Here is a 24,917-nt window from a genome sequence, read left to right on the forward strand (position 1 = left end):
GCTTACTCCCTGTGAGCCTGGTTGAAGGAGGTGCCGCCAAAGGGCATCAGCGTCAGCCCCTCGATGTCGCTGCGGCTGACCTGGGTACGCAAGGCGTGCGCCAGCGGGATCAGCGGCAGCTGTTCGTTAAGCAGGGTCTGGGCATAGTAGTAGTTGCGCAGCCGGAACGAGAGCTGGGGCGTGGTGACCGCATCATCCAGCAGCTGATCGAAGGCCGGGCTGCACCAACGGCTGTAGTTGTTGCCCCGCTCCACCGCCGAGCAGCTCAACAACTGGCGGAAGAAGTTGTCCGGATCGGCGTTGTCGGCAATCCAGCCGGAGAGCAGGCTGTCGTACTGCCCCTTGGTGAGGCGGCCTTCGATCACCGGCCATTCCCGTTGCACGATCTTGAGCTTGATCCCGACCTTGGCCAGATCACTGCGGATCAGCTGGGCGGTCTTGACCGCATCCGGGTTGTAGGGGCGGGCGTCCGGTTGTACCAGCACCTGCATCTCGAAGCCTTTCTCCAGTCCCGCCTCCTTGAGCAGCTGGCGTGCCCGTTTCAGATCGGGTTTGCGCTCGGGCAGGCTGGGGTTGTAACCCCATGAGAGGGGCGGCAGCAGGCTGTTGGCGGGCAGACCGGTATCGAAATAGACCGCCTGCAGCAGGTTGTCGATATTGATGGCGCTGGCAATGGCCTGGCGCACCTTGACGTTGTTGAACGGCGGCTTGCGGGTATTGAGGGCCAAAAAGGCGACGTTCATCCCCGACTGGACCGAGAGGCTCAGCTCCGGATTTTGCTTGATCACCGAGAGCTGGCTGGCGGAAGGGGTGCTCATCACGTCGCACTCGCCGGTCAGCAGCTTGGCCAGCCGTTTGGCGGATTTGGGGGTGATGTCGTAGACCAGCTGTTCAATCTTGGCATCGCCGCCCCAGTAGCCGGGGTGGCGCAGATAGCGGATGAACTCGTTGTGGCGATACTCCTTGAAGCTGAACGGGCCGGTGCCGATGGGGCGGCTATCCAGCAGGGCTGGCGTGCCCGCCTGCAGCATCTGCTCGGCGTATTCGGCAGAGAGGATCACCGCATAGTCGCTGGCCAGGGTGGCGAGGAAGGAGGCGTTCGGCTGGTTCAGCTCGAATACCACCGTCTGCGGCCCCTTCTTGCTCACCCGCTTGATCAGCAGATCTTGCCCCAGGCTGTAGAAGTAGGGGTAATCTCCGCCGGAGACATTGTGGTAGGGGTGCTGCTCGTCCAGCTGGCGGGCATAGGTGAAGACCACGTCATCGGCATTGAAGGTGCGGGTGGGCTTGAACCAGGGGGTATGGTGAAACGTCACCCCCTTGCGCAGAGTCAAGGTATAGGTGAGGCCATCCTCGCTGATCTGCCAGTGGGTGGCGAGCGCCGGCTCCAGCGCCAGGGTGTTGGGGTTTACCTCCAGCAGGCGGTCGTAGAGCGGACGGGCACTGGCATCCAGTGTCACCCCGGAGTTGGAAACATGGGGATTGAAGGAGAGGGGGGAGCCCTCAGCACAATAGATGAGTCCGGTTTTGGAGGCCTCGGGTTGCTTCTGGCAGCCGGTGACCAGCACCAGCAGACCCAGCAGCAAGGGTGTGAGCATTCTCATTGTTGAACCATGTTCTTATAGGGGTCTTGTACGCACGTTTTGATACAAATGTGCCAGCGCGAAGGCTGGCGTGTTGCTGGCGTCGGCATCAACCGCGCTCCTTCACTCTTGTTCTGCATCGTTATCGCCATCCAGCAGCTGATACTTGCGAAGCATGCCACGGAACTGGTGATAGCTTAAGGCCAGCAGTTGAGCGGCTTTGCGCTGATTATACTGGGATTGCTGCATCGCTTGCTTGAGTAAATTAATCTCGTATTCCGCCACCGCCTGCTTGAGATCGAGTGGCAGGGCGAGGGGGGATGCAGATTGTACCTCGCTTCGGGCCTCTTGCGCAGGTTGCGTGACCTGTGGTCGCCAGGGGGAATCAAACGGGTTGATCACCAGGGTCGAGAGCGGCAACTGCGGATTGCCCTGACGGTAGATGCTGCGCTCCACCACGTTTTTCAGCTCCCGCACGTTGCCCGGCCAGTGGTAATCGAGCAGCAACTGGGTTGCCTTGCGCGAGAAACCGGCAAACAGCGGATAGCCCAGCTCCCGGGTCATGCTGTGGGCGAAGTGCTCCGCCAGCATCAGGATATCTTCCCGCCGCTCCCGCAAGGGGGGGAGGGTGATCACATCAAACGCGAGCCGGTCGAGCAGATCGTGGCGAAACTGCCCCTTGTCGGCCAGCGCAGGGAGATCTTCGTTGGTGGCGCAGACCAGTCGCACATCCACCTTGAGGGGCTTGGCCCCGCCCACCCGCTCGAACTCGCCATACTCGATGACCCGCAGCAGCTTCTCCTGCACCCGGGCGCTGGTGGTGGCCAGCTCGTCGAGGAACAGGGTGCCACCATCGGCCCGCTCGAAGCGGCCCTGATGGCGCTTGGCAGCGCCGGTAAAGGAGCCCGCTTCGTGACCGAACAGCTCGGTCTCCAGCAGGCTCTCGCTCAGGGTGGCGCAGTTGATGGTGACAAAGCTTTGATCCCAGCGCGCCGAGAGATAATGTAGGCGGTGGGCGATCAGCTCCTTGCCCGTCCCCCGCTCACCGATGATCAGCACGGGTTTGCGCAGCGGGGCGAGCCGTGAGGCCTGCTCAATGATCTCGAGAAATGCGTTGGATTCCCCCAGCAGGCTTTCCGTGGCCGTGGTCATAGTGATCCCTGTCAGTTGTAAAAGCTGGTCAATCTTACCAAAAGTTGGTGAATTTAATCATCACTTGCGCGAGGCATCTTGCAATCCGGCTATTCTGCCCCATATAAATCAACAAGTTAAATTTTGTTCCAGATTGGCACACAAGTTGCCATTGTCAATGGAGAAACAACGCCATGCCAATAACAGGAGTGCAATCATGAGTATTTTTTCCCGTCTGGCCGACATCATCAATTCCAACCTGACGGCCCTGCTCGACAAGGCAGAAGATCCCCAGAAGATGGTGCGCCTGATCATCCAGGAGATGGAGGACGAACTGGTCAAGGAGCGCTCCAATCTGGCCCGCTTCCTCGCCAGCCAGAAAGAGATTGGCCGTCAGGTCGCCCGTCATCAGGAGCGGGTCGACGAGTGGCAAGCCAAGGCCGAGCTGGCCCTGACCAAGGGTCGTGAAGATCTGGCCCGCGCCGCTCTGATCGAGAAGAAAAAGCAGACCGAGTTGTCAGAGACCCTCTATCGCGAGCAGCAAGCGGTCGATAGCGGCATCGAGAAGCTGGGTGAAGAGATCCGCCAGCTTGAAGCCAAGCTGGAAGATGCCCGCGCCCGTCAAAAGGCGATGGCCATTCGCACCGAAGCGGCCAGCAGCCGTCTCAACGTGCAGAGCCAGGTAGCCCGTGGCGAGAGCCAGGCGGTGGTGAGCAAGTTCGAGCGGATGGAGCGTCGCATCGACGAAATGGAAGCGCGCGCCGATCTGGGGCAGTCCGACAAGGCGCTGGCGCAGCAGTTTGCCGAGCTGGAAGTGGACGATCAGATAAGCCGCGAACTGGAAGCGATGCGCCAGAAGCTGGGCCAGGGCGACAGCAAAAGCGAAGGCAAACAGGGGGAGTAACAGATGGAAGATCTGCTGGGCGTATTGATGGTTCCCTTGGTGGTCTTCATGGTGGTGGTGGCCCCCATCTGGCTGGTGTTGCACTACCGGGCCAAGGGGCGCATTGGCGCCGGTCTTGCCGATAGCGAGCGGGAACAGCTGCAAGGGCTGCTGGCTCGCACCGAGAAGATGCAGGAGCGAGTAGGGGCGCTGGAGTCGATTCTGGATGCGGAAGTACCCGGTTGGAGGAACAAGGTATGAGCAGTGTCAGTCGTGAAGGGCGTAACCTCTATCGTGACCCCCAGCGTGGCAAGATAGCCGGGATCTGTGCCGGTTTGGCAGAGTATTTCGGGGTGGAGACCTGGATCGTGCGACTGCTCGCCATCAGTGGCCTCATCTTCGCCGGTTTCATCACCTTCACCGCCTATATCGCCGCCTGGTTCTTGCTCGACAAAAAGCCGGTCACCCTCTATTCGCAAGAGGATGCCGACTTTGCTGAGGTGCGGATGAAGGCGCGCAGCTGGCAGGCAGGTGTAACCCCTCATCAGGCGCTGGGCCGTATCGCGCAGGAACTTGACGCGCTGGAGCCGAGAGTGCAGCGGATCGAGAAGCTGGTGACCTCCAGAGAGTTCACCCTGCAGCGGGAATTTCGCAAGCTGTAGTGCCTGCCAAAGCACCAATGTCGATGGTGGAGTCTTCTGAAATGATCCACCATCGACGCCAACTATCCAGACGTGGATAACCGGTCGACCTCTCGCACGGCCAAACACGCCGGATGCAACCACCAAGGGAGAACGGATCAAGCCTTGATACTCAATAAACTGGAACAGAAGTTGACTCGCCTGCAACACAAGGCGAACGACGTGGTGAACCGGGTGCGGGATCGCCATATCCGGCTGGCGGTGACCGGCCTCTCGCGCAGCGGCAAGACCGCCTTTATCACGGCGCTGGTCAACCAGCTGGAACATGCGGCCATCGATGGCCGTTTGCCGTTGTGGGATGCCCTGCGTCAGGGGCGCATCCTCGGCGCCCGCCGGGTGCCGCAGCTCAATGCCCATATTCCCACCTTTGCCTACGAACGTGGCCTCGACTCCCTGTTTGGCGATCCACCGGCCTGGCCCGAGCCCACCCGCGGCGTGGCCGAGGTTCGCCTCGAAATTCGCTATCGCACCCGTCATCCCCTGCGCAAGCATCTGGGGGAGATCTCCACCCTCTACGTGGATCTGGTGGACTACCCCGGGGAGTGGCTGCTCGACTTGCCGCTCCTTGAGATGAACTACGAGCAGTGGAGTGAACAGGTGCGTGAGCAGCTGCGTCGCCCAGAGCTGCAAGCACTCGCCGCTAGCTGGCTGACACCCGGGTGGCAGGCCGATCAGCGCTTCGAAGAGCGGCCGGTGGCTGAGCTGGCCGAGCGTTACACCGCCTATCTTCATGCCTGCAAACAGGAGCTGGGATTGCACCTCATTCAGCCCGGCCGCTTCGTCTTGCCGGGGGAGTATGCCGGTGCCCCCATGCTGCAATTTGTCCCCTGGGTGTGGGAGATGCCTGCCAGCGAACCCGCCGATGGCACCCTCTACGCCACCCTCAAGCAGCGCTTCGAGCAGTACAAGCAGCATCTGGTGCAGGGTTTTTATCAGCAGCACTTTGCCGGCTTTGATCGCCAGATCGTGCTGGTGGACTGCCTGCAGCCCCTCAATGCCGGGGCGGCCAGCTTTGGCGACATGCAGCAGGCCATCGCCCGCATCATGGAGAGCTTTGCCTACGGCAAGAGCAACTGGTGGCGGCGGCTCTTCTCACCCCGTATCGACAAGCTGCTGTTTGTGGCGAGCAAGGCCGATCACGTCACCCCCGAACAGCATGCGCCCATGGTCTCCCTGCTCCAGCATCTGGTGCGCAGCGGCCGCGGTCAGGCCCGTTTCGAGGGGATCACCACCGAGTGTCTGGCGCTCGCCGCCATCAAGGCGACCGAAGTGGGCAAGGGGGTGGCCAATGGCCGCGAGTTCCCCGCCATCCGCGGCACCAGCCTGAGCGGTGAGCCGTTGCTGCTGTTCCCGGGTGAAGTGCCGCCCCATATTCCGCCTGCCCAGTGGTGGAACAGTCAGGGCTTTGATTTTCAGGCGTTTCGCCCCATGCCCATGAGCGCCCATCAGGCGCTGCCCCATATCCGGCTCGATGCGGCGCTGGAGTTTCTGCTCGGGGATCACCTCGAATAACGGTATGCGGCCTTGGCTCCTGAGCCGAAGGCCGCATACAGGAGACTGTTTTCAGGAGAACAAGGCGATGAACGATCAGATAAAAGAGCGGCCGCCGCTGCAGGGCAAGGTGATCCTTGAGCCTGCCTTGACGGTGGCCAGTGACGACCGCCCGCCCGCACCCGCCCAGCGACTGGAGGAGGCGAGCTTCGAGCGCCTCGACGAGCTGGACGAGCTCACCGAGGTGGAGAGCTCCCTCGTCATTAAACCGCGCCGCCGCCATCGGCTACTGGCGTGGGGGCTGGGGGCGGTCGGTTTACTCTCCTTGGGCCAATATGGCGCCTTTCTTTACGATCAATTTCTCACCACTCCGTTGTGGGGCAGCGCTTGGCTGGCGGCCTCGGCGCTGGTGGTGGCGGGCACCGCCAGCGTGGTGGGGCGCGAGTGGCTGCGACTGCGCACCCTCAAGCGGCGGCAGGATGTGCGCTCGCGAGCAGAAGATCTGCTGGCCCATCAGGGAGTCGGGCAGGGGCAAGCCTTTTGCGAAGGGTTGGCGGTCAAAAGTGGCGACAAGGGGCGCGAGGGGTATCAAACCTGGCTGGCCCAGCTCGACGAGAGCCACAGCGATCGGGAGGTGCTGACCCTCTACAGTCAGCTGGTACTGAGCGAGCGTGACAAGCTGGCGCAGGCGCGGGTCGCCAAATGGTCGGGGGAGGCTGCGGTGTTGGTGGCCCTGAGCCCGCTCGCCACCGTCGACATGATGCTGATGCTGTGGCGCAACCTGCGGATGATCGAGGATATCGCCGATGTCTACGCCATCGAACTCGGCTACTGGAGCCGCATTCGCCTGATCCGTCAGGTGTTTCGCAACATGCTCTACGCCGGTGCCACCGAGCTGGTGACCGAGGTGGGGATGGACTTGCTGGGCGCCGAGCTCACCGCCAAGCTCTCTGCCCGCGCCGCACAAGGGGTGGGGGCGGGGCTGCTCACCGCCCGCCTTGGCCTGCGCACCATAGAGGCGTGCCGCCCGCTGCCCTGGTGTGCGGACGAGAAACCGAAACTCGGCGAGCTGCGCAAGCGGCTGATCGGCCAGCTGGCGGGGTATCTCAACAAATCCTGATAGCCCTATCTGCACCTTGCTGCGATGACCCATGCCCCTGTCGTGCTCGCCAAGCCGCAGGGGCATGGTTTTAATCGGCAGATCATTGAGTTGGCAGCAGTGCCCGACTTTTGCGAGGCGCCCGTTTACGGTTAAGCTGGCAGCTAATCGTACCAATCACACCAATCGTACTAATCGGCAAGGATGCCCGATGAACTTTACCTTTCGCCAGATCCGTTATTTCGTGGCCGTGGCCGACAGCTTTTCAGTGAGTCGCGCCGCCGCCGAGCTGCATATCTCCCAGTCGGCGGTCACCAGCGCCATTCGCGAGCTGGAGACCGAGCTGGGCGCCCCGCTATTCGAGCGCAACCCGCGCGGCGTCACCCTCACCACCCAGGGTCACCAGTTTTTGCTCCACGCCCGCCGTATTCTCGGCGCCATGACCGAGGCGAGCCACTCCCTCAAAGCCGTGGCCCAGCAGGATCAGGGGCGGCTCACCATCGGTGTGACCACCTTGGTGGCGGGTTACTACCTGTCTGAGGCGCTTGGCCGTTTTCGCCGCGCCTTTCCGGCAGTACAGATCGAGGTGAAGGAGGATGAACAGCCTTTTCTGGAGCATCAGATCGTCAACGGCGAGGTGGATGTGGGGATCCTGATGACCAACCGCACCATCCGGCAAGAGGCGTTCGATACCGAGTTGCTGACCCGCTCGCCGCTGCGGCTCTGGCTGGCCGCCAACCACCCGCTCTGCGCCGAGTCGACCCTCTCCCTGACGGCACTGGGGGAGGAGCCGATGATCTCGCTGACCGCCGATCAGCTCGATCAGATCATCGGTGGCGGCCTGCGCCGCTACGGCATCTCTCCTCGCATCGTGCTGCGCACCGCGTCGGTGGAGGCGGTGCGCAGTCTGGTGGCGAGCCAGCTCGGGGTTGCCCTGTTGCCCGATTTTGCCTATCGCCCCTGGTCGCTGGAACAGGAGCGGGTCGAGGCGCGCCCCATCAAGGAGCCCATTCCCGCCATCGATATCGGGCTGGTGTGGCGCCGTGGTTCTCGGCTGGATTGGACGGCGCGGGAATTTATCGATATCGCGCGGGATCAGAGCCGGTTGCGGGCCCGTCAGGCGCTCCCTCGCTAGCCATCTCTTGCGGGGTTGCCACTAAAATTCAGATTCATCTGCACTCGATATCGATTTAGCTGATACCTGAGCCACCAAAAATTGAAATATTCATCGTATTGCCACTCCCCTAAGCTCATTGCTGGTTAACAGGATGTTAACGCCCATGGCGGCGTTCCTTCACCTGATGCAAGTCAACACAATGCAAGGAGTGCATGATGAAATTGACCCCTCTGATGCTGGCTCTTGTTCCGGCGCTGCTGGCAGGCCAGACCCAGGCTGCCCCGACCGAGCTCGGCAAGGGTGAAGGCCAGCTCAATATCGTGGCCTGGGCGGGCTACGTCGAACGTGGCGAGACCGACAAGAACTACGACTGGGTGACCGGCTTCGAAAAAGAGACCGGCTGCAAGGTGAGCGTCAAGACGGCGGCCACCTCGGACGAGATGGTGGCGCTGATGAACGAGGGGGGCTTCGATCTGGTGACCGCCTCCGGCGATGCCAGTCTGCGTCTGATAGCCGGTGGCAAGGTACAGCCGCTCAATCTGGCGCTCATCCCGAGCTACAGCAAGATTGATCCCCGGCTGCAAAATGCCCCCTGGCACACGGTGGATGGCAAGCACTACGGCGTGCCCTACCAGTGGGGTGGCAATATCCTGATGTACAACACCAAGGTGTTCCCCAAGGCGCCGGACTCCTGGAACGTGGTGTTTGAGGAGCAGACTCTGGCGGATGGCAAGTCCAACAAGGGGCGGGTGCAGGCCTTTGACGGCCCGATCCACATCGCCGATGCCGCCCTTTATCTGATGACCCATCAGCCCGCCCTTGGCATCAAGGATCCTTACGAGCTGAACGAGGATCAGTACAAGGCCTCCCTCGATCTGCTGCGCAAGCAGCGCCAGCTGGTGGGACGCTACTGGCATGATGCCTTCGTTCAAATCGATGACTTCAAGAATGAAGGGGTGGTTGCCTCTGGCTCCTGGCCGTTCCAGGCCAATACCCTGATCGCCGACAAGCAACCTATCGCCACCACTGTGCCCAAAGAGGGCGTCACCGGTTGGGCCGATACCAGCATGGTGCACAGCGATGCCAAGAACCTCACCTGCGCTTACAAGTGGCTGGAGCACTCCCTGAACAACAAGCTGCAGGGGGATCTCGCCTCCTGGTTTGGCTCGGTGCCTGTGGTGCCTGCCGCCTGTGAGGGCAATGCTCTGCTGGGCCCGACCGGGTGCAAAACCAACGGTATCGACAACTTCGATCGGGTTCGCTTCTGGCGCACTCCGGTCTCCCAGTGCAAGAGCCAGGGAACCTGTGTGCCCTATTACCGCTGGGTTTCCGACTATATCGCCATTCTGGGTGGTCGCTAAGGCGGGGTGAGCCGCACCTCCTCTGCACAACCGTCGAGATCGGATAATCAAGCGGGCCGGACAGGAGTCCGGCCCATCCCAGCACAGACAAGGACGCCCCATGAACGCCGTACAATTTGACCGGGTCAGCCGCCACTATGGCGAGGTGAAGGCGGTCGATGACATCTCTTTCCAGATCCCCTCCGGGGAATTCTTTACCCTGCTGGGACCGAGCGGTTCCGGCAAAACCACCTGCCTGCGGATGATCGCGGGCTTCGAGTATCCGAGCGACGGGGAGATCCGCCTGTTTGGCGAACCCTGCTCCACCGTGCCGCCCTATGATCGCAACCTCAACACGGTGTTTCAGGACTATGCCCTGTTTCCCAACATGGATGTGCGCGACAACATCGGCTATGGCCTGATGCTCAAGGGGGTCGCCAAGGCACAGCGCTACCGCAAGGTGGACGAGATGCTGGAGCTGGTGCGATTGCCCGGGGTCGGCAAGCGCCGCCCGAGCCAGCTCTCCGGCGGCCAGCGCCAGCGTATCGCCATCGCCCGGGCCCTCATCAACCAGCCGCGCATCCTGCTGCTGGACGAGCCGCTGGGGGCCCTCGATCTCAAGCTGCGCGAGCAGATGCAGCTTGAGCTCAAGGCGCTGCAACGTCAGCTTGGCATCACCTTTATCTTCGTCACCCACGATCAGCAGGAGGCGCTCTCCATGAGCGACCGGATCTGCATCTTCAGTCAGGGCAAGATTGAGCAGATTGCCGCGCCCGATACCATCTACGACGCCCCGGCGACGCCGTTTGTGGCCCGCTTCGTCGGCACCGTCAATCTGTTCGAAGGGGAGCAGGCCAGACGGCTATGCGGCGACGGCAGCCAGATGATGGTGCGCCCGGAGCGGATCCGGCTCAGTGAGGCGGGTACGCCGGGCTGGTCGGGGGAGATCCGTGAGGTAGAGTATCTGGGCCCCTTCGTCCGTTATCGGGTCGATCTCGGCGAGCAACTCGAGATCATCGTCAACCACCCCAATGAGGGGCAGGCCCGCCTGAGCCGTGGTACCCAGGTCAGTCTCAGCTGGCCGGAGCAGGCGATCCATCGCCTGAGCGCCACTCATCAAGGGGCGCAACCATGAGCCTTCCTCACAGTGCGAGTCTTGCCATGAATCATCAGCCCGACCCTGCCCGTTTCAGGCCGCTGCGGCGCCTTTCGACCCTGCTCTATGGTCGGCCCGGCCTACTGCTGGCGATCTTGCTGGGGCCACCGCTGCTGTGGCTCGGCATCATCTATGTCGGTTCCTTGCTGATGCTGCTCTCCAACTCCCTGTTCGGGCTGGACGAGTTCAGCGGTCAGGTGCGCCATGAACTGGGGCTGCAAAACTTCGTCGCCCTGCTGCGGCCGGAGAATCTCGATGTGATCGGCCGCACCGTCGGCATGTCGCTGCTGGTGACCCTGGCCTGCGCCCTGCTCGGTTTTCCGGTTGCCTACTACATGGCACGCTACACCAGTGGCAAGACCCGGGCGCTGTTCTATGTGGGGATCATGTTGCCGCTCTGGTCCAGCTATCTGGTGCGGGTCTATGCCTGGAAGCTGATTTTGGCCAAGGAGGGGGTGGTGAGCTGGCTGGCCGACAGCATGGGGCTGGAGTGGCTGCTCGATGCCATCCTCTCCCTGCCTGTCATCGGGGGGCCGTCGCTCTCTTTTTCGCGGCTCGGCACCTTTATCGTGTTCGTCTACGTCTGGCTGCCCTTCATGATCCTGCCCATTCAGGCGGCGGTGGAGCGTATTCCGCGCTCCTTGCTGGAGGCTAGCAGCGATCTGGGGGCGACACCCGCCCAGACTTTTCGCAATCTGATCCTGCCGCTGGCGTTGCCCGGTGTGGTGGCGGGCTCCATCTTCACCTTCTCGCTGACCCTCGGTGATTACATCATCCCCGGCATCATCGGCAACTCGACCATGTATATCGGTCAGGTGGTCTACATGCAGCAGGGGACGGCGGGCAATCTGCCCTTTGCCGCCGCCTTCTCGCTGGTGCCAATCCTCATCATCGCCATCTATCTGGCGATGGCGAAACGACTGGGGGCTTTTGATGCGCTTTGACCCTATCGCTTTGAACCGGCAGCAAGGAGGCCGTCATGTCAGCTAGCTCAGTGATCAGTCAGGGAGAGCGCCCTTCGGGCCTGCTCAGGTACGCCGCCATCGGTGGGCTCTTGTTCCTGCACTTTCCCATTCTGTTTATCTTCCTCTACGCCTTCACCAGCGAGAGCAAGAGTTACCAGTTTCCGCCCCCCGGGCTCACCCTCAAATGGTTCGAGGTGACCCTAAATCGCCCCGATGTTTGGCGCGCCATCCAGTTGTCGCTGGAGGTAGCTGGGCTGGCGACACTGACGGCCATGATCCTCGGCACGTTGGCGGCAGGGGCCATTGCCCGCAGCCGCTTCTTCGGTCAGGAGGTGGTGTCACTGCTGCTGGTGCTGCCCATCGCGCTGCCCGGCATCGTCACCGGTATCGCGCTGCGCTCGGCCTACGGCTTGATGGAGATCCCGTTCAGCTTCTGGACCATCGTTATCGGCCACGCCACCTTCTGTGTGGTGGTGGTCTACAACAATGCGCTGGCCCGCTTTCGCCGTACCAACCAGTCGCTGATCGAGGCGTCGATGGATCTCGGGGCCGACGGCTTCCAGACCCTGCGTTACGTGATCCTGCCCAATCTGGCCACGGCGCTGCTGGCGGGGGGCATGCTGGCCTTTGCCCTGAGCTTTGACGAAGTGATCGTCACCACCTTCACGGCGGGCCAGCAGACCACGCTGCCCATCTGGATGTATCAGGAGCTGATCCGTCCCCGAGACAGGCCGGTCACCAACGTGGTGGCCCTCATCATAGTGGCCTTCACTACTATCCCCATTTTGCTTGCCTACTACCTCACTCGCGACACCCATGATGTCGCTGGCAGTGGCAAATGATGACTCAACGCGTGCGCAAGGATGCAACCATGAAACTCTCTACCCAACTCTTGATTGATGGCCAGTTTGTGACCGGCGAGGGGCAGGCCGAACCCATTCTCAACCCGGCCAACGGCGAGCAGATCGCCGCCGTGCCGGAAGCTTCGTTCGAACAGGTGAACCGGGCGGTGAACGGTGCCCAGCGCGCCTTCGCCCAGTGGAGCCGCACTACCCCGGCCCAGCGCAGCAACCTGCTGCTGCGTCTGGCGGATCTCATCGAGCGCCACGCCGAGGAGTTCGCGGCGCTCGAATCCCTCAACTGCGGCAAACCCTATCTGGCGGTGCTCAACGACGAGCTGCCCGCGGTGGTGGACTGCTTCCGCTTCTTTGCCGGGGCGGCGCGCTGCCTGCAAGGGCCGCTGGCGGGGGAGTATATCGAGGGGCACACCAGCATGATCCGCCGCGATCCCATCGGGGTGGTGGGCAGTATCGCCCCCTGGAACTACCCGCTGATGATGGCGGCCTGGAAGATGGCGCCGGTGCTGGCGGCGGGCAATACGGTGGTGCTCAAACCCTCCGAGCAGACCCCGCTCACCGCTTTGCGCCTTGCCGAGCTGGCCAGCGAGATCTTCCCCCGCGGCGTCATCAACGTCATCTGCGGGCGGGGCGAGAGCGTGGGGGCGCCGCTGGTGGAGCATCCGCTGGTGCGGATGGTGTCGCTCACCGGCGATATCGCCACCGGCCAGAAGATCCTGCAAAGCGCCGCCCGTACCATGAAGCGCACCCACCTTGAACTGGGGGGCAAGGCGCCGGTCATCATCTTCGACGATGCGGATCTGGAGGCGGTGGTGGCGGGTATTCGCACCTTCGGTTTCTACAATGCCGGGCAAGACTGCACCGCCGCCTGCCGTATCTATGCCCAGGGCAAGATCTACGACAAGTTCGTCGCCGCCATGACCGATGCGGTGGCCTCCATCAAGGTGGGTAGCCAGTACGAGGAGGGGGTCGAGATGGGGCCACTTATCTCCGACAGACAGCGCAACCGGGTCGCCAGCTTTGTCGAGCGGGCCCAGAGCAGCGGTCATGTGGAGGTGACGGCGGGCGGCAAGATCCGCCCCGGCAACGGCTTCTTCTTCGAGCCGACCCTGATTGTCGGGGCCCGTCAGGAGGATGAGATCGTGCGGCGCGAGGTGTTCGGCCCCGTGGTGTCGGTGACCCGTTTCAGCGACGCCGAGCAGGTGGTGCAGTGGGCCAACGACTCGGACTATGGTCTCGCCTCGTCGGTCTGGACCAAGGATTTGAGCCTCGCCAGCAAGGTGGCCAGCCACCTGCAATATGGCTGCACCTGGATCAACACCCACTTCATGCTCACCTCCGAGATGCCCCACGGCGGCATGAAGATGTCGGGCTACGGCAAGGATCTCTCCCTCTATGCGCTGGAGGATTACACGGTGCCGCGCCATATCATGGTCAAGTTGTAGTGGGGATTGGTTAGCGGGTTGTCACAATTTATTTACAACTGTTTCCGGCAGCCGACTGATGGGTCGGCTGCTTTTTTTGTTGCCATTTCGTTACAGTGAAACCGTGATGAAACGGCAAGGCGCCTGGATGTGGCGCCAGAGGATGGAACCGCTATGGCAACCTGTTATACCGCACACCAGCCGGATGCTGACGGGGTGATCCACTACAGCAACGAAGAGCATGGCACCTGGCAGATCCTGATCGAGCGCCAGTTCGCCGCTCTTGCTGGCAAGGGGTGTAACGAGTATCTGGCCGGTCTTGAACGATTGGGGCTGCCCCGTGATCGCATCCCCCAGCTGGCAGAGATCAACGCCGTCTTGCAGCCTGCGACCGGCTGGTCGGTGGCGGCAGTGCCTGCGCTCATCTCGTTCGATCGCTTCTTCGCCCTGCTGGCCAATCGCCAGTTTCCGGTGGCAACCTTTATCCGGCGCCGTGACGAGCTCGACTACCTTCAAGAGCCCGATATCTTTCACGAGATCTTCGGCCACTGCGCCATGCTGACCAATCCGGCCTTTGCCCACTTCACCCACCTCTACGGTCAGTTGGGGCAGCAGGCGAGCAAGGAGCAGCGGGTCTTTCTGGCGCGGCTCTACTGGTTCACCGTGGAGTTTGGCCTGTTGGCGACACCTGACGGGCTGCGTATCTATGGCGGCGGCATTCTCTCCTCCATCGGCGAGACCGCCTATGCCCTCTCCGGCCAGCCGCTGCTGCAGCCTTTCGATCTGCTGACCGTGCTGCGCACCCCGTATCGCATCGACATCATGCAGCCCACCTATTTTGTGCTGCCGAGTCTCGATCATCTCTACCAGCTAACCGGGGAGGAGATCATGGCTGCTCTGGCCGAGGCCAGTCGGCTTGGCCTCTATCCGCCGCGCTTTGAGGTTGCCTCCGGCAAGCAGGCGAGCTGATCGCAGGCAAATAACCCTATTTCATATTCATTAATTTTTCATTAATTCAAGCAGGAGTAACCCATGTCCGAACTGGCCAGCCAGCAGTGTGAAGCGTGCCGCGCCGATGCCCCCAAGGTGAGCGATGAGGAGCTGCGCGAGTTGATGCAGCTTATTCCCGACTGGCAGCCGCTGGTAGTGGAGGGGGCGCTGCAACTGCGGCGGGAATTTAGGTTTCGCAACTTCAAGGAGGCGCTGGCCTTTACCAACCGCCTGGGGGAACTGGCGGAGGCGGAGTTCCACCATCCCGCCATTCTGACCGAGTGGGGCAAGGTGACCGTCAGCTGGTGGACGCACAAGATCGGCGGCTTGCACCGCAACGACTTCATCATGGCGGCACGCACGGATCAATTAATCAGCTGACGATGTGCGCAAACCGTGACTCGTGTTGGTTTGGGCCTGCCTGCGAAAGCGGGGCGGGCCCGCATTTTTATGGGCTGGCGCTCGCACTGGGGGGATCGAGACTGTATTATCCGCTCATTCATAGAGTTAGCTAGGAAGTGTGTCCCGAATGCGTCTTGAAGTCAGCTGTGAAGACCGCCTGGGCCTGACCCGGGAACTGCTCGACCGCCTGGTGGAGCACAATATCGATCTGCGCGGCATCGAAATCGATACCTCAGGCATCATCTATCTCAACTTTCCCGAGCTGGAGTTCAGTGATTTTCAGCATCTGATGCCGGAGATCCGTCGCATTCCGGGCGTCTACGACGTCAAGACTATCCCCTACATGCCTTCCGAGCGTGAGCACCACGAAATCGAGGCGCTGCTCAAGGCGCTGCCGGATCTGGTCTTCTCCCTCGACAGCAAGGGCAAGGTGACCCAGGCCAACCAGTCGGCCCTCACCACCCTCGGCTTGCCGGTGGAGGAGGTGCGCGGCGTGGCGCTCGGCTCGCTGGTCAAAGGCTTCTCCTTCACCCGCTGGCTGGAGGCGAGCGAGATCAAGCCGCAGACCTGCAAGCTCAGTTTCAATGGCGAAGAGTATCTCGCTGACCTGATGCCGCTGTTCGTGGCGGAAGCCCGCGGCAAGCAGGCGCTGGCCGGGGCCGTGGTGGTGCTCAAATCTGCCCGTCGGGTCGGCCTGCACTTCAGCGCGCTTCATGCGGTGGAAGTGGGGGGCTTCGAGCATCTGCAGGCCGAGAGCCCCAAGATGAAAGAGGTGCTGTCGCAAGCGCGCAAACTGGCGATGCAGGATGCACCGCTGCTGATCGTCGGCGAGACCGGCACCGGCAAGGAGCTGCTGGCCCGCGCCTGTCACGGTGCCAGCCTGCGCTCCAGTCACCCCTTTATGGCCCTCAACTGCGCCGCCATGCCCGATAATGTGGCCGAGAGCGAGCTGTTTGGTTATGCCCCCGGCGCCTTTGGCAATAACACCGAGGGCAAGCGCGGCGTGCTGGAGCTGGCGAGCGGCGGCACCCTGATGCTGGACGAGATCGGCGACATGTCTCCCCATCTGCAGACCAAGTTTTTGCGGGTGTTGCAGGATGGGGTATTCCGCCGGGTTGGTGACGAGCAGGAGGTGAAGGTCAACGTGCGTTTCATCTGCACCACCCAGAAGCAGTTGCTGGATCTGGTGCATGAGGGAACCTTCCGCGAGGATCTCTACTACCGCCTCAACGTGCTGAGTCTGGCACTGCCCCCCCTGCGCGAGCGCAAGGCGGACATCATGGTGCTGGCCCAGCAGTTTGTCTCCCGCTTTGCCAGCGAGTTGCAGCGACCCCGCCCGCGCTTTACCCGCAACATGGCCGACTACCTGACCGCCTACCGCTGGCCGGGCAACGTGCGCCAGCTGCGCAACTGTCTCTACCGCGCCATGACCCTGCTGGAAGGGGATGAGCTGGGGCCCGAGCAGATCGATCTGCCGGTGGCTGCCGACACCGCGCCGCTCATCGACGAGTGGTTCGAAGGGGATCTGGACGATGCGGTGAAACGCTTCGAGAGCCAGCTGCTGGCCCGGCTCTATCCTGCCTTCCCGTCAACGCGCCAGCTGGCCAAGCGCCTGGGCGTGTCGCACACCGCCATCGCCAACAAGCTGCGGGAATATGGCATCAGCAAGAAGTGAGCTCGCGCTGGATGCCTGCCATCACAGAGCCCGTCACCAGACGGGCTCTTGCGTTTGTTGACACTGCGCCCGAAAACGAGGGCAGGGGAGAGTTGTCAGAGCAGCATAAGCCACCTTACTATCAGAGTTCATTTACCCGAACCGCAGTGGCACTGCGGCGGTGTTGTCAAGGCGGCCAGTACCCGATCATGCTGTTACTCGTTTCCCACCGTCCCCTTGCTCGTGTGGCGCTCCTGTTGGTGGCGTTCGGGCTGCTGCTGCCCCGCGCACTGGCGGAAACGGCGGCGGAGAGCCGAGCGATGGCCGTCAGAGAGCTGGTGCTCGATATTCTGAGCTACACCCGCTGGCCCACCGAGCCTGCGGTGCTGCGCCTGTGCGTGGCGGCGCCGACCGAATATGCCGGCGCCCTTTTTACCATCGATCGTCAGGCCAATGGCCGCACTGTTCAGGTCAATCGTTACGAGGCGAGCGACCCCGCCATCAGCGACAACTGCGATGTGCTCTATCTTGGCGTGCTCGATGAACCGACCCGGCTTGCGCTGTTTGCCCGCCTGCAGGGCCACCCTGTGCTCAGCATCAGCGAATACAACCACGACTGCTCCACCAGCTCGGTGTTCTGTCTGCAGGCCTCACCGGGCAGCGAGCGGGTGCGCTTTAACGTCAACCTCGATGCCCTGGCGCTCAGTGGCGTGCGGGTGCATCCCGCCGTACTCAAGCTGGCCCATGCCGACAAGGGGGGGCCATGAGACGACAGGTGAGCGCGGCTCCCCGCCGTCTGACCCTGCGTCAGAGCCTGGGGCGAACCCATCTGGTGGCCGCCATCACAGCCGTCAGTGTGGCGGGACTCTTCTTTACGCTGGTTGCCCTGCTGGTGGTGCGCTTTTACGCCGCCCACAATCTGGAGCTGGTCGCCCGCGCCATCAGCTACAGCGCCGAGGCGGCGGTGGTGTTCCACGATGAGGAGGCGGCGAGCGAGGCGCTCGGCGGGATTGTCGCTCACGAGGAGGTCGCCGAGGCTCGCATCGTCCTTACCGATGGGAAACCGCTCGCCACCTGGGTGCGGCCCAGAAGCAATCCGCTGGTGACGCTCGAAGACTATCTGGCCCAACTGCTGATGCCGGGGCCGGCCAAGACGCCCATGCTGCGGGGCGGCGAGCAGATCGCCACCATCGAGTTGCGCGGTCATGGCGAGTATCTGCTGCTGTTTTTACTCTCGGCACTGCTGGCAATGGTGGTCTGTCTGGTAGTGAGCGCCCTGGTGGCACTCTATGTGGCTGGCCGGATGCAGGTCTCCATCACCTCGCCGCTGCGCAAACTGGCACGGGTTGCCCACTCGGTACGCCGGCAACGCACCCTGGGGATGCGGGCGCCGCCGGCCGATATCGTCGAGCTCAACGAGCTGGGGGATGACTTCAACTCCCTGCTGGATGAATTGCAAGCCTGGCAGGCCCAGCAAGCCCGCGAGAATGCCAGCCTGCTCCATCAGGCGACCCACGATGCCCTCACCGGTCTACCCAATCGCGCCCTGTTTGAAGCGCGGCTCGCGCAGGCCATCTCCCTCGGCGAGCAGGAGGGATTTGCGCTGCTCTATCTCGACTGCGATCGCTTCAAGCAGATCAACGATACCTTCGGCCACAACGGTGGTGACGATGTGCTGATCGCCCTCTCGAGACGGATACAGCATCAGTTGCGTCCGGACGATCTGGTGTTTCGCCTCGGGGGCGACGAGTTTGCGGTGCTGGTTGGCCCACTCCAGCGACAGCATGAGGTGGAAGAGGTGATTGGCCGCATCCAGCAGGCGATGAGCGAACCGGTGGCGCTGCGTGACGGTCGTCAGCTGGTGGCCGAGGTGAGTGTCGGCTTTGCCGTCTATCAGGCGGGCATGAGTGCCAGCGTGCTGTGTGATCAGGCTGATGCAGCCATGTATCTGGCGAAACGGGCGCGCCGCAGCGAACAGCAAACCATCGCCTGACTGGCAAGAATAACAACATAAACAAGGAGCAAACCATGAAGATCACCCACCTGTTGAAAGTGACCCTGCTGGGGTTGATGTTGTCGCTGCTGGCCGGTTGCCAGAGCGCGCCCAAGGGGTTGACCCCGGAGCAGATCGCCGTGCTCAAGGAGCAGGGCTTTTATCTGACCGATGAGGGGTGGACGCTGGATCTGGCCAACCGGGTGCTGTTTGCCAACAACGTGGGGGCGCTCAATCCCCAGACTCGCCAATCCGTTGAAAAACTGGGTAAAACACTGCTTGGCGTAGGGTTGGACAAGGCGCGGGTGGATGGCCACACCGACAATACCGGCGAGAGCAGCTACAACCAGCAGCTCTCCCTGAAGCGGGCCCAGTCGGTGGCCGATGTGCTGGTCTCGGTCGGCATGAAGCCAGCCAATCTGGAGATCCATGGCCGTGGCGAGACCATGCCGCTGGCGGATAACAAGACCAGAGAGGGCCGGGCCGCCAACCGCCGGGTTGCCATCGTCATCAGCGATCAATAACCTTTTCATCGTTTCGTTACCCATAAAAAAGAGCGCCCGATCGGCGCTCTTTTTGATCGCGACAGCTGGGGTCGCGGGGGCATGTGGGGCAGGGTTACTGCGCGCTATTTTGCCCGTTATTGTCGTGATGGCTGCGCAGGCGGATGTTGATCATCTCCACCACCAGCGAGAAGGCCATGGCGAAGTAGATGTAGCCCTTCGGAATATGCAGGTCCATCCCCTCGGCCATCAGGGCGAAACCCACCAGGGTGAGGAAGGAGAGGGCCAGCATCTTGATGGTGGGGTGGGCATCGACGAAATCACCGATGGATTTGGCGGCAAACATCATGATGAAGACGGCAATCATGATGGCCAGCACCATCACCGGCACGTGATCGGCCATGCCGACCGCGGTGATCACCGAGTCGAGGCTGAAGACGATATCGAGGATGGCGATCTGGATCAGGGTGCTGATAAAGCCCGAGGCCGCTTTGCTGACGCTTTCCGGCTCGGCCGCCCCTTCCAGGGTGACGTGGATCTCGTGGGCACTCTTGCCGATGAGGAACAGGCCCCCCAGCAGCAGGATCAGATCGCGGCCGGAGATGGCTTCACCCAGCACGGTGAATAGCGGATCGGTGAGGCGCATCACCCAGGCCAGCGAGAGCAGCAGCAGGATCCGGGTACCCATGGCGAGCCCCAGACCCAGAATACGCGCTTTTTGACGCTGCGCCTCCGGCAGGCGACCTACCAGGATGGAGATAAAGATGATGTTGTCGATGCCCAGCACGATCTCGAGCAGGGTAAGGGTGGCGAGTGCGACCCAGGCAGAGGGATCAAGAACCCATTCCAGCATGATTGAACCTTGGTTGAAAATTGGTTGGAAAATTGAAGCAGCGCATTCTAGCAGGGGCGCCACTGCTTGTCCCAGAGGGGGGAAAAGATAAAAATGGTGGCCATCGCAAGGGAGGGTGGCATGTTTCGATTAGGGTTCATCATTAATCCGGTCGCCGGGATTGGTGGCGCAGTGGGGCTCAAGGGCAGTGACGGCGTGGTGGATGAGGCGCTTGCTCGTGGTGCCGTGCCCAAGGCGCAGGATCGGGCGCGGCAAGCTCTGTTGCCACTGTGCGAGATGAGCGTCCCGTTTGAACTGATGACGGTAGCGGGAGAGATGGGGGAGGCGGTGGCCCGCGAGCTGGGGTTGCCCTGTCGGATCATCTATCAACCGGCCGGGGATAGCACCTCTGCTGACGATACCCGCCACGCTGCCGAGTTGATGCGCGAAGCCGGGGTCGATCTGCTGCTGTTTGCCGGTGGTGATGGCACGGCGCGGGATATTTGCGCCGCGGTGGGGGAGTCTTGCCATGTGCTCGGCATTCCGGCGGGGTGCAAGATCCACTCCGGCGTCTACGGGGTGACGCCCGCCGCCAGCGGACGGGTGGTGGCGCGGATGATCGCAGGGGAATTGCTCAGCCTGATCGATGCCGAGGTGCGCGACATCGACGAGGAGGCGTTTCGCGCGGGCAAGGTGCGTGCCCGCCACTACGGCCAGCTGAAGGTGCCCGGCGATCTGCGTTACATACAAGCAGTCAAACAGGGGGGCAAGGAGTCCGAAGAGTTGGTGCTGGCGGATCTCGCTGCCGGTGTGGTGGAGCAGATGGAGCCCGATATGCTCTATCTGATGGGCTCCGGCAGCACGGTGGCGGCCTGCATGGCAGAGCTCGGTCTGGAAAATACCTTGCTCGGTGTGGATCTGGTGGAAAATGGCCGACTTATCGGGCAGGATCTCAGCGCCGCCGAGATCCTGACCCGGATCCGCGGCCGTCGCTGCCGACTGATCATTACCCTGATCGGCGGACAGGGACATCTGTTCGGGCGCGGAAATCAGCAATTGAGTCCAGAGGTGATTCGGTGTGTCGGGCTGGACAATATCCAGGTGCTGGCAACCAAGGCCAAGCTTGCCGCACTTGCGGGCAGGCCGCTGCTGGTGGACACCGATGATCCCGAATTAAACCGGGCGTTGCGTGGTTATCTGCGAATAACCACGGGATACAAGGATCAGGTCATCTACCCGGTGGCCAACCCGGAATAGGACGCCAGGGATGCTGCTGGCCTGGCGCCAGAGAGCCGCAATCAACCGGATTGCGGGTCCATACCCCCGAATTTTTTGCCGCAAATGAGGCTGCGTTACATGACGATTCACGATTTTGAGCACAAGTTGTTGGGACTGATCGACAGCATGGTTGCCACCGCAACCGACGATGAGCTGTTTGCGGGGGGTTACCTGCGAGGTCATATCTCATTGGCGGTTGCCCGGGCCGAGCTGGAAGGCAAGACCCTGGTGCGGGACGTCAAGAGCTATGTGTTGCGCAGCCTCAACGAGGCCATTTTGCAAGGTGAGCTCTCCGAAGAGGATGAGAAACTGGTGCAGGCAATGTGGATTCGTTTGCAACAACAGGCAGAAGCTTGATCGGATACACAGTTCAAACAGAAGTTTGAGTTTATTCTTCCCTGAAGTTAGTGAAAGGTTAATAATAAGTTTCGCCTTTTGTTTCAGGGATTAAACTATGGCCTCCTCCTCACGCATTGCCAATAAACTGCCGCTCGAGATGCTCTATCACTGGGAGCGGCAGTGTCCTGATCGAACCTACCTGCGTCAAACCATCAATCGCGAATATGTCGACTTCACCTGGGGTGAAGTGGCCGATGAAGCGCGGCGGATGGTGACGGCCTTGCGCCACCTCGGGCTGGTGGCCGGTGACAAGGTGGCGCTGCTCTCCAAGAACTGCGCCCAGTGGTTTATCGCCGATCTGGCGATGCAGATGGGGCAGTATGTAAGCGTGCCCATCTACCCGACGGCCAACGTCGATACCATCGAATATGTGCTGCGCCACAGCGAAGCCAAGGCGATCTTCGTCGGCAAGCTGGATGACTGGAAGAGTCAGGAGGCTGGCGTGCCCGCCGATCTGCTGCGCATCGCCTTTCCCTACGACACCATGCCGGCCAGCCACCAGTGGGACGACCTGCTGGAAGCGCATGAGCCCATTGCGGACAGCCCGGTGCAGGCCCCTGACTCCCTGCTGAGTCTGGTCTACACCTCCGGCAGTACCGGCAAGCCGAAAGGGGCCATGCTGAGCGTCGAGCGCTACGCCTGGTCGTGCGAGAAGCTGGTGGAGACGGTGGGGCTGTGCGCCAATGATCGCGGCTTCTCCTACCTGCCGCTGGCCCACATTACCGAGCGGGTCTATGTCTACGGCGGTAGCCTCTATGGTTGCGCCGAAATCGCCTTCCCCGAATCCCTCGACACCTTTATCGAAGACGTCAAACGCTGCCGTCCCACCGTCTTTATCTCGGTGCCGCGGCTATGGGCCATGTTCCGCATCAAGATCCACGAGAAGCTGCCCCAGAAGAAACTGGAGTTGCTGCTCAAGATCCCGCTCATCTCCGGCCTTATCAAACGCAAGCTGCAAAAGGGGCTGGGGCTGGATCAGGCCCGGGTACTCGGCTGCGGCTCGGCGCCGGTCTCCCCTGCGCTGCTGCAGTGGTATCTGAGCATCGGTCTCAAGGTGACGGAAGCCTGGGGCATGACCGAGAACCACGCCTACTCCACCATCAACTACCCGTTCCGTGCCGACAAGATCGGCACCGTCGGCAAGGCGGGGATCGGGGTGACCATCAAGATCTCCGACGAGGGGGAGATCCTCTGCCGCTGCGAAGGGATGATGCTGGGTTACTACAAGGATCCCGAGCACAGCGCCGAGGCCATCGATGCCGAGGGGTGGCTCCATACTGGCGACATGGGCAAGCTGGACCGGGAAGGTTACCTCACCATCACCGGCCGGATGAAGGATGTGTTCAAGACCGCCAAGGGCAAGTATGTGGCACCGGTGCCCATCGAAGGGTTGCTGGGGCAGGAGCCCATCATCGAGCAGCTCTGCGTGATTGGTTATGGCATGCCCCAGCCCATTGCGCTGGTGCAGCTGGCCGAGAGCGCCATGAAGGGCAATCGGGACGAGATCAACGCCAGACTGGAAGCGGCGCGGGTGCGGGTTAACGATCAGCTGGAGTCCCATGCCAAAATTCGCGGCATTCTGGTGGTGAAGAGCCCCTGGAATATCGAAAACGGCGTGCTGACCCCCACCATGAAGATCAAGCGTCACCTGCTTGAGCAAAAATATGCCCATGTCGGGGATCGCTGGCCCTCATCGCAAGTGGTGGTGTGGGAGGAGTAAATTCCTCAGTTCTCGATATCGCGATATCAGACAACAACGGCCCTTGGTGGGCCGTTGTTCTGTTTGGAGCTTGCTGACGAGCCCCGGTGTTGAAGGTTGCCGCAAAGGCGCCGCTGGCTAGATCAGCGCCAGCGCGGCGGCCAGATCGGCGATCAGATCGTCGGCATCTTCCACCCCGATGCTGAAGCGGATCAGATCGTCATTGACCCCGGCGGCGAGGCGGCTCGCCTCGTCCATGGCGGCGTGGGTGGTGCTGGCCGGATGGCAGGCCAGACTCTCGAGATCGCCGAGGCTCACCGCCTGCACGAACAGCTGCAGGTTGTCGAGCAGGGTGGCGCAGCGTTCAAACCCGCCTTCAAGTTCGATACTCACCATGCCGCCAAAGCCGCTGGCGAAGGCGCCGAGAGCGTCGTGACCCGGGTGGCTGGCAAGCCCCGGGTAGATCACCTTCTTCACCGCCGGCTGTGCGGCCAGAAACTCGGCCACCTTCTGCGCATTGTGCAGATGGGCATCCATCCGCAGGGGCAGGGTCTTGACCCCGCGCTGCAGCAGGTAGGCCTCCTGCGGGCCTATGGGGGAGCCGATATGCTTGAGGGCCACGGTGCGGATGGACTTCATCAGCGCGTGGGAGCCCGCTACCACCCCGGCGATGATGTCGCCATGGCCGCCCAGATACTTGGTGCCGCTGTGCATCACGATGTCGATGCCAAGCTCGAGCGGGCGCAGCAGGTAGGGAGTGAGGAAGGTGTTGTCACACACTGTGATGGCCCCCACCTTGCGGGCCGCTTCCACCACCACCCGCGGGTCCACCACCTTGAGAGTGGGGTTGGTCAGGGTTTCGAACAGTACCACCTTGGTGGCGGGGCGGATATTGACCAGCAGATCCTGATCGCTTGCGTAGGCGGTGACCTTGATGCCGGCACGGCTGAAGGTTTGCTTGAGGAACGCATCGGTGCCGCCATAGAGCGGGCCGATATAGGCCACCTCATCACCGCTGTCGGCCAGCGCATACATGATGGCGCTCACTGCCGCCATGCCGCTCGCGACTACCAACGCTTCATCGGCTCCTTCGAGGGCTGCCAATTTCTGCTCCAGCTCGGCGGTAGTGGGGTTGCCAAAGCGGCTGTAGATAAAGCCCGGTGCCTGACCTGCGAAACGCTCCTTGCCCGCCTGGGCGTTGAAGTAGCTGAAGGTGCTGCTCTGATAGAGCGGGGTGGTGAGGGCGCCTGTCTGTGGGTCGATCCGCTGGCCGCTGTGTACGCTCATGGTCTTGAATTTCATCGTATTACTCCGTTCGGGCCAGCTGTCGGCCCTGATGTTCCGTGTTTAAAATCGGTATGAAGGGGCGCCGCTGGCGTCCCTCTCGGTGACTTATTCTCTCGGGTGATAGCCATCATCC

General features: G+C 61.9%; 24 protein-coding genes. 20 read left to right on the top strand and 4 right to left on the bottom strand.

Annotated features, from left to right (window positions below):
• Positions 1-2: 2 nt before the first annotated feature.
• Positions 3-1,598: an ABC transporter substrate-binding protein SapA gene (gene sapA, locus I6G90_RS03630; protein ID WP_058051640.1), complete on the bottom strand. Its 1,596-nt coding sequence runs from the start codon at positions 1,596-1,598 to the stop codon at positions 3-5.
• A gap of 108 nt (positions 1,599-1,706) precedes the next feature.
• A complete protein-coding gene (gene pspF / locus I6G90_RS03635) occupies positions 1,707-2,735 on the bottom strand; it encodes a phage shock protein operon transcriptional activator (RefSeq protein WP_197929777.1) in 1,029 nt (342 codons plus the stop codon).
• Positions 2,736-2,931: 196 nt separating this feature from the next.
• Between pspF and pspA the strand changes: the two genes are divergently transcribed.
• The 17 genes from pspA (at position 2,932) to I6G90_RS03720 (ending at position 19,310) form a co-directional block, all read left to right on the top strand.
• Positions 2,932-3,618 (top strand): phage shock protein PspA, encoded by a 687-nt coding sequence (gene pspA, locus I6G90_RS03640; protein ID WP_005361184.1) that lies wholly within the window; start codon positions 2,932-2,934, stop codon positions 3,616-3,618.
• A gap of 3 nt (positions 3,619-3,621) precedes the next feature.
• A complete protein-coding gene (gene pspB / locus I6G90_RS03645; protein WP_197929778.1) occupies positions 3,622-3,858 on the top strand; it encodes an envelope stress response membrane protein PspB in 237 nt (78 codons plus the stop codon).
• On the top strand, positions 3,855-4,259 hold the full coding sequence (gene pspC, locus I6G90_RS03650) for an envelope stress response membrane protein PspC (protein WP_021231384.1): 405 nt from the start codon (positions 3,855-3,857) through the stop codon (positions 4,257-4,259). Before pspB ends, pspC begins: the two co-directional genes overlap by 4 nt.
• A 144-nt stretch (positions 4,260-4,403) precedes the next feature.
• A complete protein-coding gene (locus I6G90_RS03655) occupies positions 4,404-5,810 on the top strand; it encodes a YcjX family GTP-binding protein (protein ID WP_213392659.1) in 1,407 nt (468 codons plus the stop codon).
• Between the two features lie 67 nt (positions 5,811-5,877).
• Positions 5,878-6,909 carry a YcjF family protein gene (locus I6G90_RS03660; protein ID WP_197929779.1) on the top strand — a complete coding sequence of 344 codons (1,032 nt, stop codon included), beginning with the start codon at positions 5,878-5,880 and terminating at the stop codon, positions 6,907-6,909.
• Positions 6,910-7,099: 190 nt separating this feature from the next.
• On the top strand, positions 7,100-8,023 hold the full coding sequence (locus tag I6G90_RS03665; RefSeq protein ID WP_005346246.1) for a LysR family transcriptional regulator: 924 nt from the start codon (positions 7,100-7,102) through the stop codon (positions 8,021-8,023).
• Between the two features lie 197 nt (positions 8,024-8,220).
• Positions 8,221-9,366 carry an ABC transporter substrate-binding protein gene (locus I6G90_RS03670; RefSeq protein ID WP_042657598.1) on the top strand — a complete coding sequence of 382 codons (1,146 nt, stop codon included), beginning with the start codon at positions 8,221-8,223 and terminating at the stop codon, positions 9,364-9,366.
• A gap of 100 nt (positions 9,367-9,466) precedes the next feature.
• Complete coding sequence (locus tag I6G90_RS03675) at positions 9,467-10,480, top strand: ABC transporter ATP-binding protein (RefSeq protein ID WP_197929780.1); 1,014 nt, start codon at positions 9,467-9,469, stop codon at positions 10,478-10,480.
• Complete coding sequence (locus tag I6G90_RS03680) at positions 10,477-11,445, top strand: ABC transporter permease (RefSeq protein WP_197929782.1); 969 nt, start codon at positions 10,477-10,479, stop codon at positions 11,443-11,445. The genes I6G90_RS03675 and I6G90_RS03680 overlap by 4 nt, the downstream gene beginning before the upstream one ends.
• Positions 11,446-11,480: 35 nt before the next feature.
• Positions 11,481-12,308 (top strand): ABC transporter permease, encoded by an 828-nt coding sequence (locus I6G90_RS03685; protein ID WP_197929784.1) that lies wholly within the window; start codon positions 11,481-11,483, stop codon positions 12,306-12,308.
• 29 nt (positions 12,309-12,337) lie between these two features.
• Entirely contained in the window at positions 12,338-13,768 is a 1,431-nt protein-coding gene (locus I6G90_RS03690; protein ID WP_197929786.1) for a gamma-aminobutyraldehyde dehydrogenase, read from the top strand.
• Positions 13,769-13,921: 153 nt separating this feature from the next.
• Positions 13,922-14,716, top strand: coding sequence for a phenylalanine 4-monooxygenase (gene phhA / locus I6G90_RS03695; RefSeq protein ID WP_197929788.1), 795 nt, complete (start codon positions 13,922-13,924; stop codon positions 14,714-14,716).
• A 63-nt stretch (positions 14,717-14,779) separates the two neighbouring features.
• Positions 14,780-15,118, top strand: a complete 339-nt coding sequence (locus tag I6G90_RS03700; protein WP_139692806.1) for a 4a-hydroxytetrahydrobiopterin dehydratase — start codon at positions 14,780-14,782, stop codon at positions 15,116-15,118.
• Between the two features lie 148 nt (positions 15,119-15,266).
• Positions 15,267-16,814, top strand: coding sequence for a transcriptional regulator TyrR (gene tyrR, locus I6G90_RS03705; protein ID WP_058051631.1), 1,548 nt, complete (start codon positions 15,267-15,269; stop codon positions 16,812-16,814).
• Between the two features lie 188 nt (positions 16,815-17,002).
• Positions 17,003-17,560, top strand: a complete 558-nt coding sequence (locus I6G90_RS03710; protein WP_197929790.1) for a YfiR family protein — start codon at positions 17,003-17,005, stop codon at positions 17,558-17,560.
• Positions 17,557-18,786: a diguanylate cyclase domain-containing protein gene (locus I6G90_RS03715; RefSeq protein ID WP_197929792.1), complete on the top strand. Its 1,230-nt coding sequence runs from the start codon at positions 17,557-17,559 to the stop codon at positions 18,784-18,786. The genes I6G90_RS03710 and I6G90_RS03715 overlap by 4 nt, the downstream gene beginning before the upstream one ends.
• A 35-nt stretch (positions 18,787-18,821) precedes the next feature.
• On the top strand, positions 18,822-19,310 hold the full coding sequence (locus I6G90_RS03720) for an OmpA family protein (protein WP_005333642.1): 489 nt from the start codon (positions 18,822-18,824) through the stop codon (positions 19,308-19,310).
• Between the two features lie 94 nt (positions 19,311-19,404).
• On the opposite strand, the gene I6G90_RS03725 is transcribed toward I6G90_RS03720, so the two are convergent.
• On the bottom strand, positions 19,405-20,142 hold the full coding sequence (locus I6G90_RS03725; RefSeq protein WP_005352619.1) for a TerC family protein: 738 nt from the start codon (positions 20,140-20,142) through the stop codon (positions 19,405-19,407).
• A 120-nt stretch (positions 20,143-20,262) separates the two neighbouring features.
• Here I6G90_RS03725 and I6G90_RS03730 point away from each other — a divergent pair, with 120 nt between their 5' ends.
• The 3 genes from I6G90_RS03730 (at position 20,263) to I6G90_RS03740 (ending at position 23,518) form a co-directional block, all read left to right on the top strand.
• Entirely contained in the window at positions 20,263-21,378 is a 1,116-nt protein-coding gene (locus I6G90_RS03730; protein WP_197929793.1) for an ATP-NAD kinase family protein, read from the top strand.
• Between the two features lie 99 nt (positions 21,379-21,477).
• The gene (locus I6G90_RS03735; RefSeq protein ID WP_042062259.1) at positions 21,478-21,756 is read left to right on the top strand and encodes a YfcL family protein; all 279 of its coding nucleotides are present in this window, start codon (positions 21,478-21,480) and stop codon (positions 21,754-21,756) included.
• A gap of 97 nt (positions 21,757-21,853) precedes the next feature.
• The gene (locus tag I6G90_RS03740) at positions 21,854-23,518 is read left to right on the top strand and encodes an AMP-binding protein (RefSeq protein ID WP_197929794.1); all 1,665 of its coding nucleotides are present in this window, start codon (positions 21,854-21,856) and stop codon (positions 23,516-23,518) included.
• Between the two features lie 117 nt (positions 23,519-23,635).
• Here I6G90_RS03740 and I6G90_RS03745 read toward each other — a convergent pair whose 3' ends face one another.
• Positions 23,636-24,799 (bottom strand): trans-sulfuration enzyme family protein, encoded by a 1,164-nt coding sequence (locus I6G90_RS03745; protein ID WP_197929795.1) that lies wholly within the window; start codon positions 24,797-24,799, stop codon positions 23,636-23,638.
• Between the last annotated feature and the right edge of the window lie 118 nt (positions 24,800-24,917).

Source organism: Aeromonas allosaccharophila, assembly GCF_016026615.1.
In the GTDB taxonomy this organism is placed as follows: Bacteria; Pseudomonadota; Gammaproteobacteria; order Enterobacterales; family Aeromonadaceae; genus Aeromonas; species Aeromonas allosaccharophila.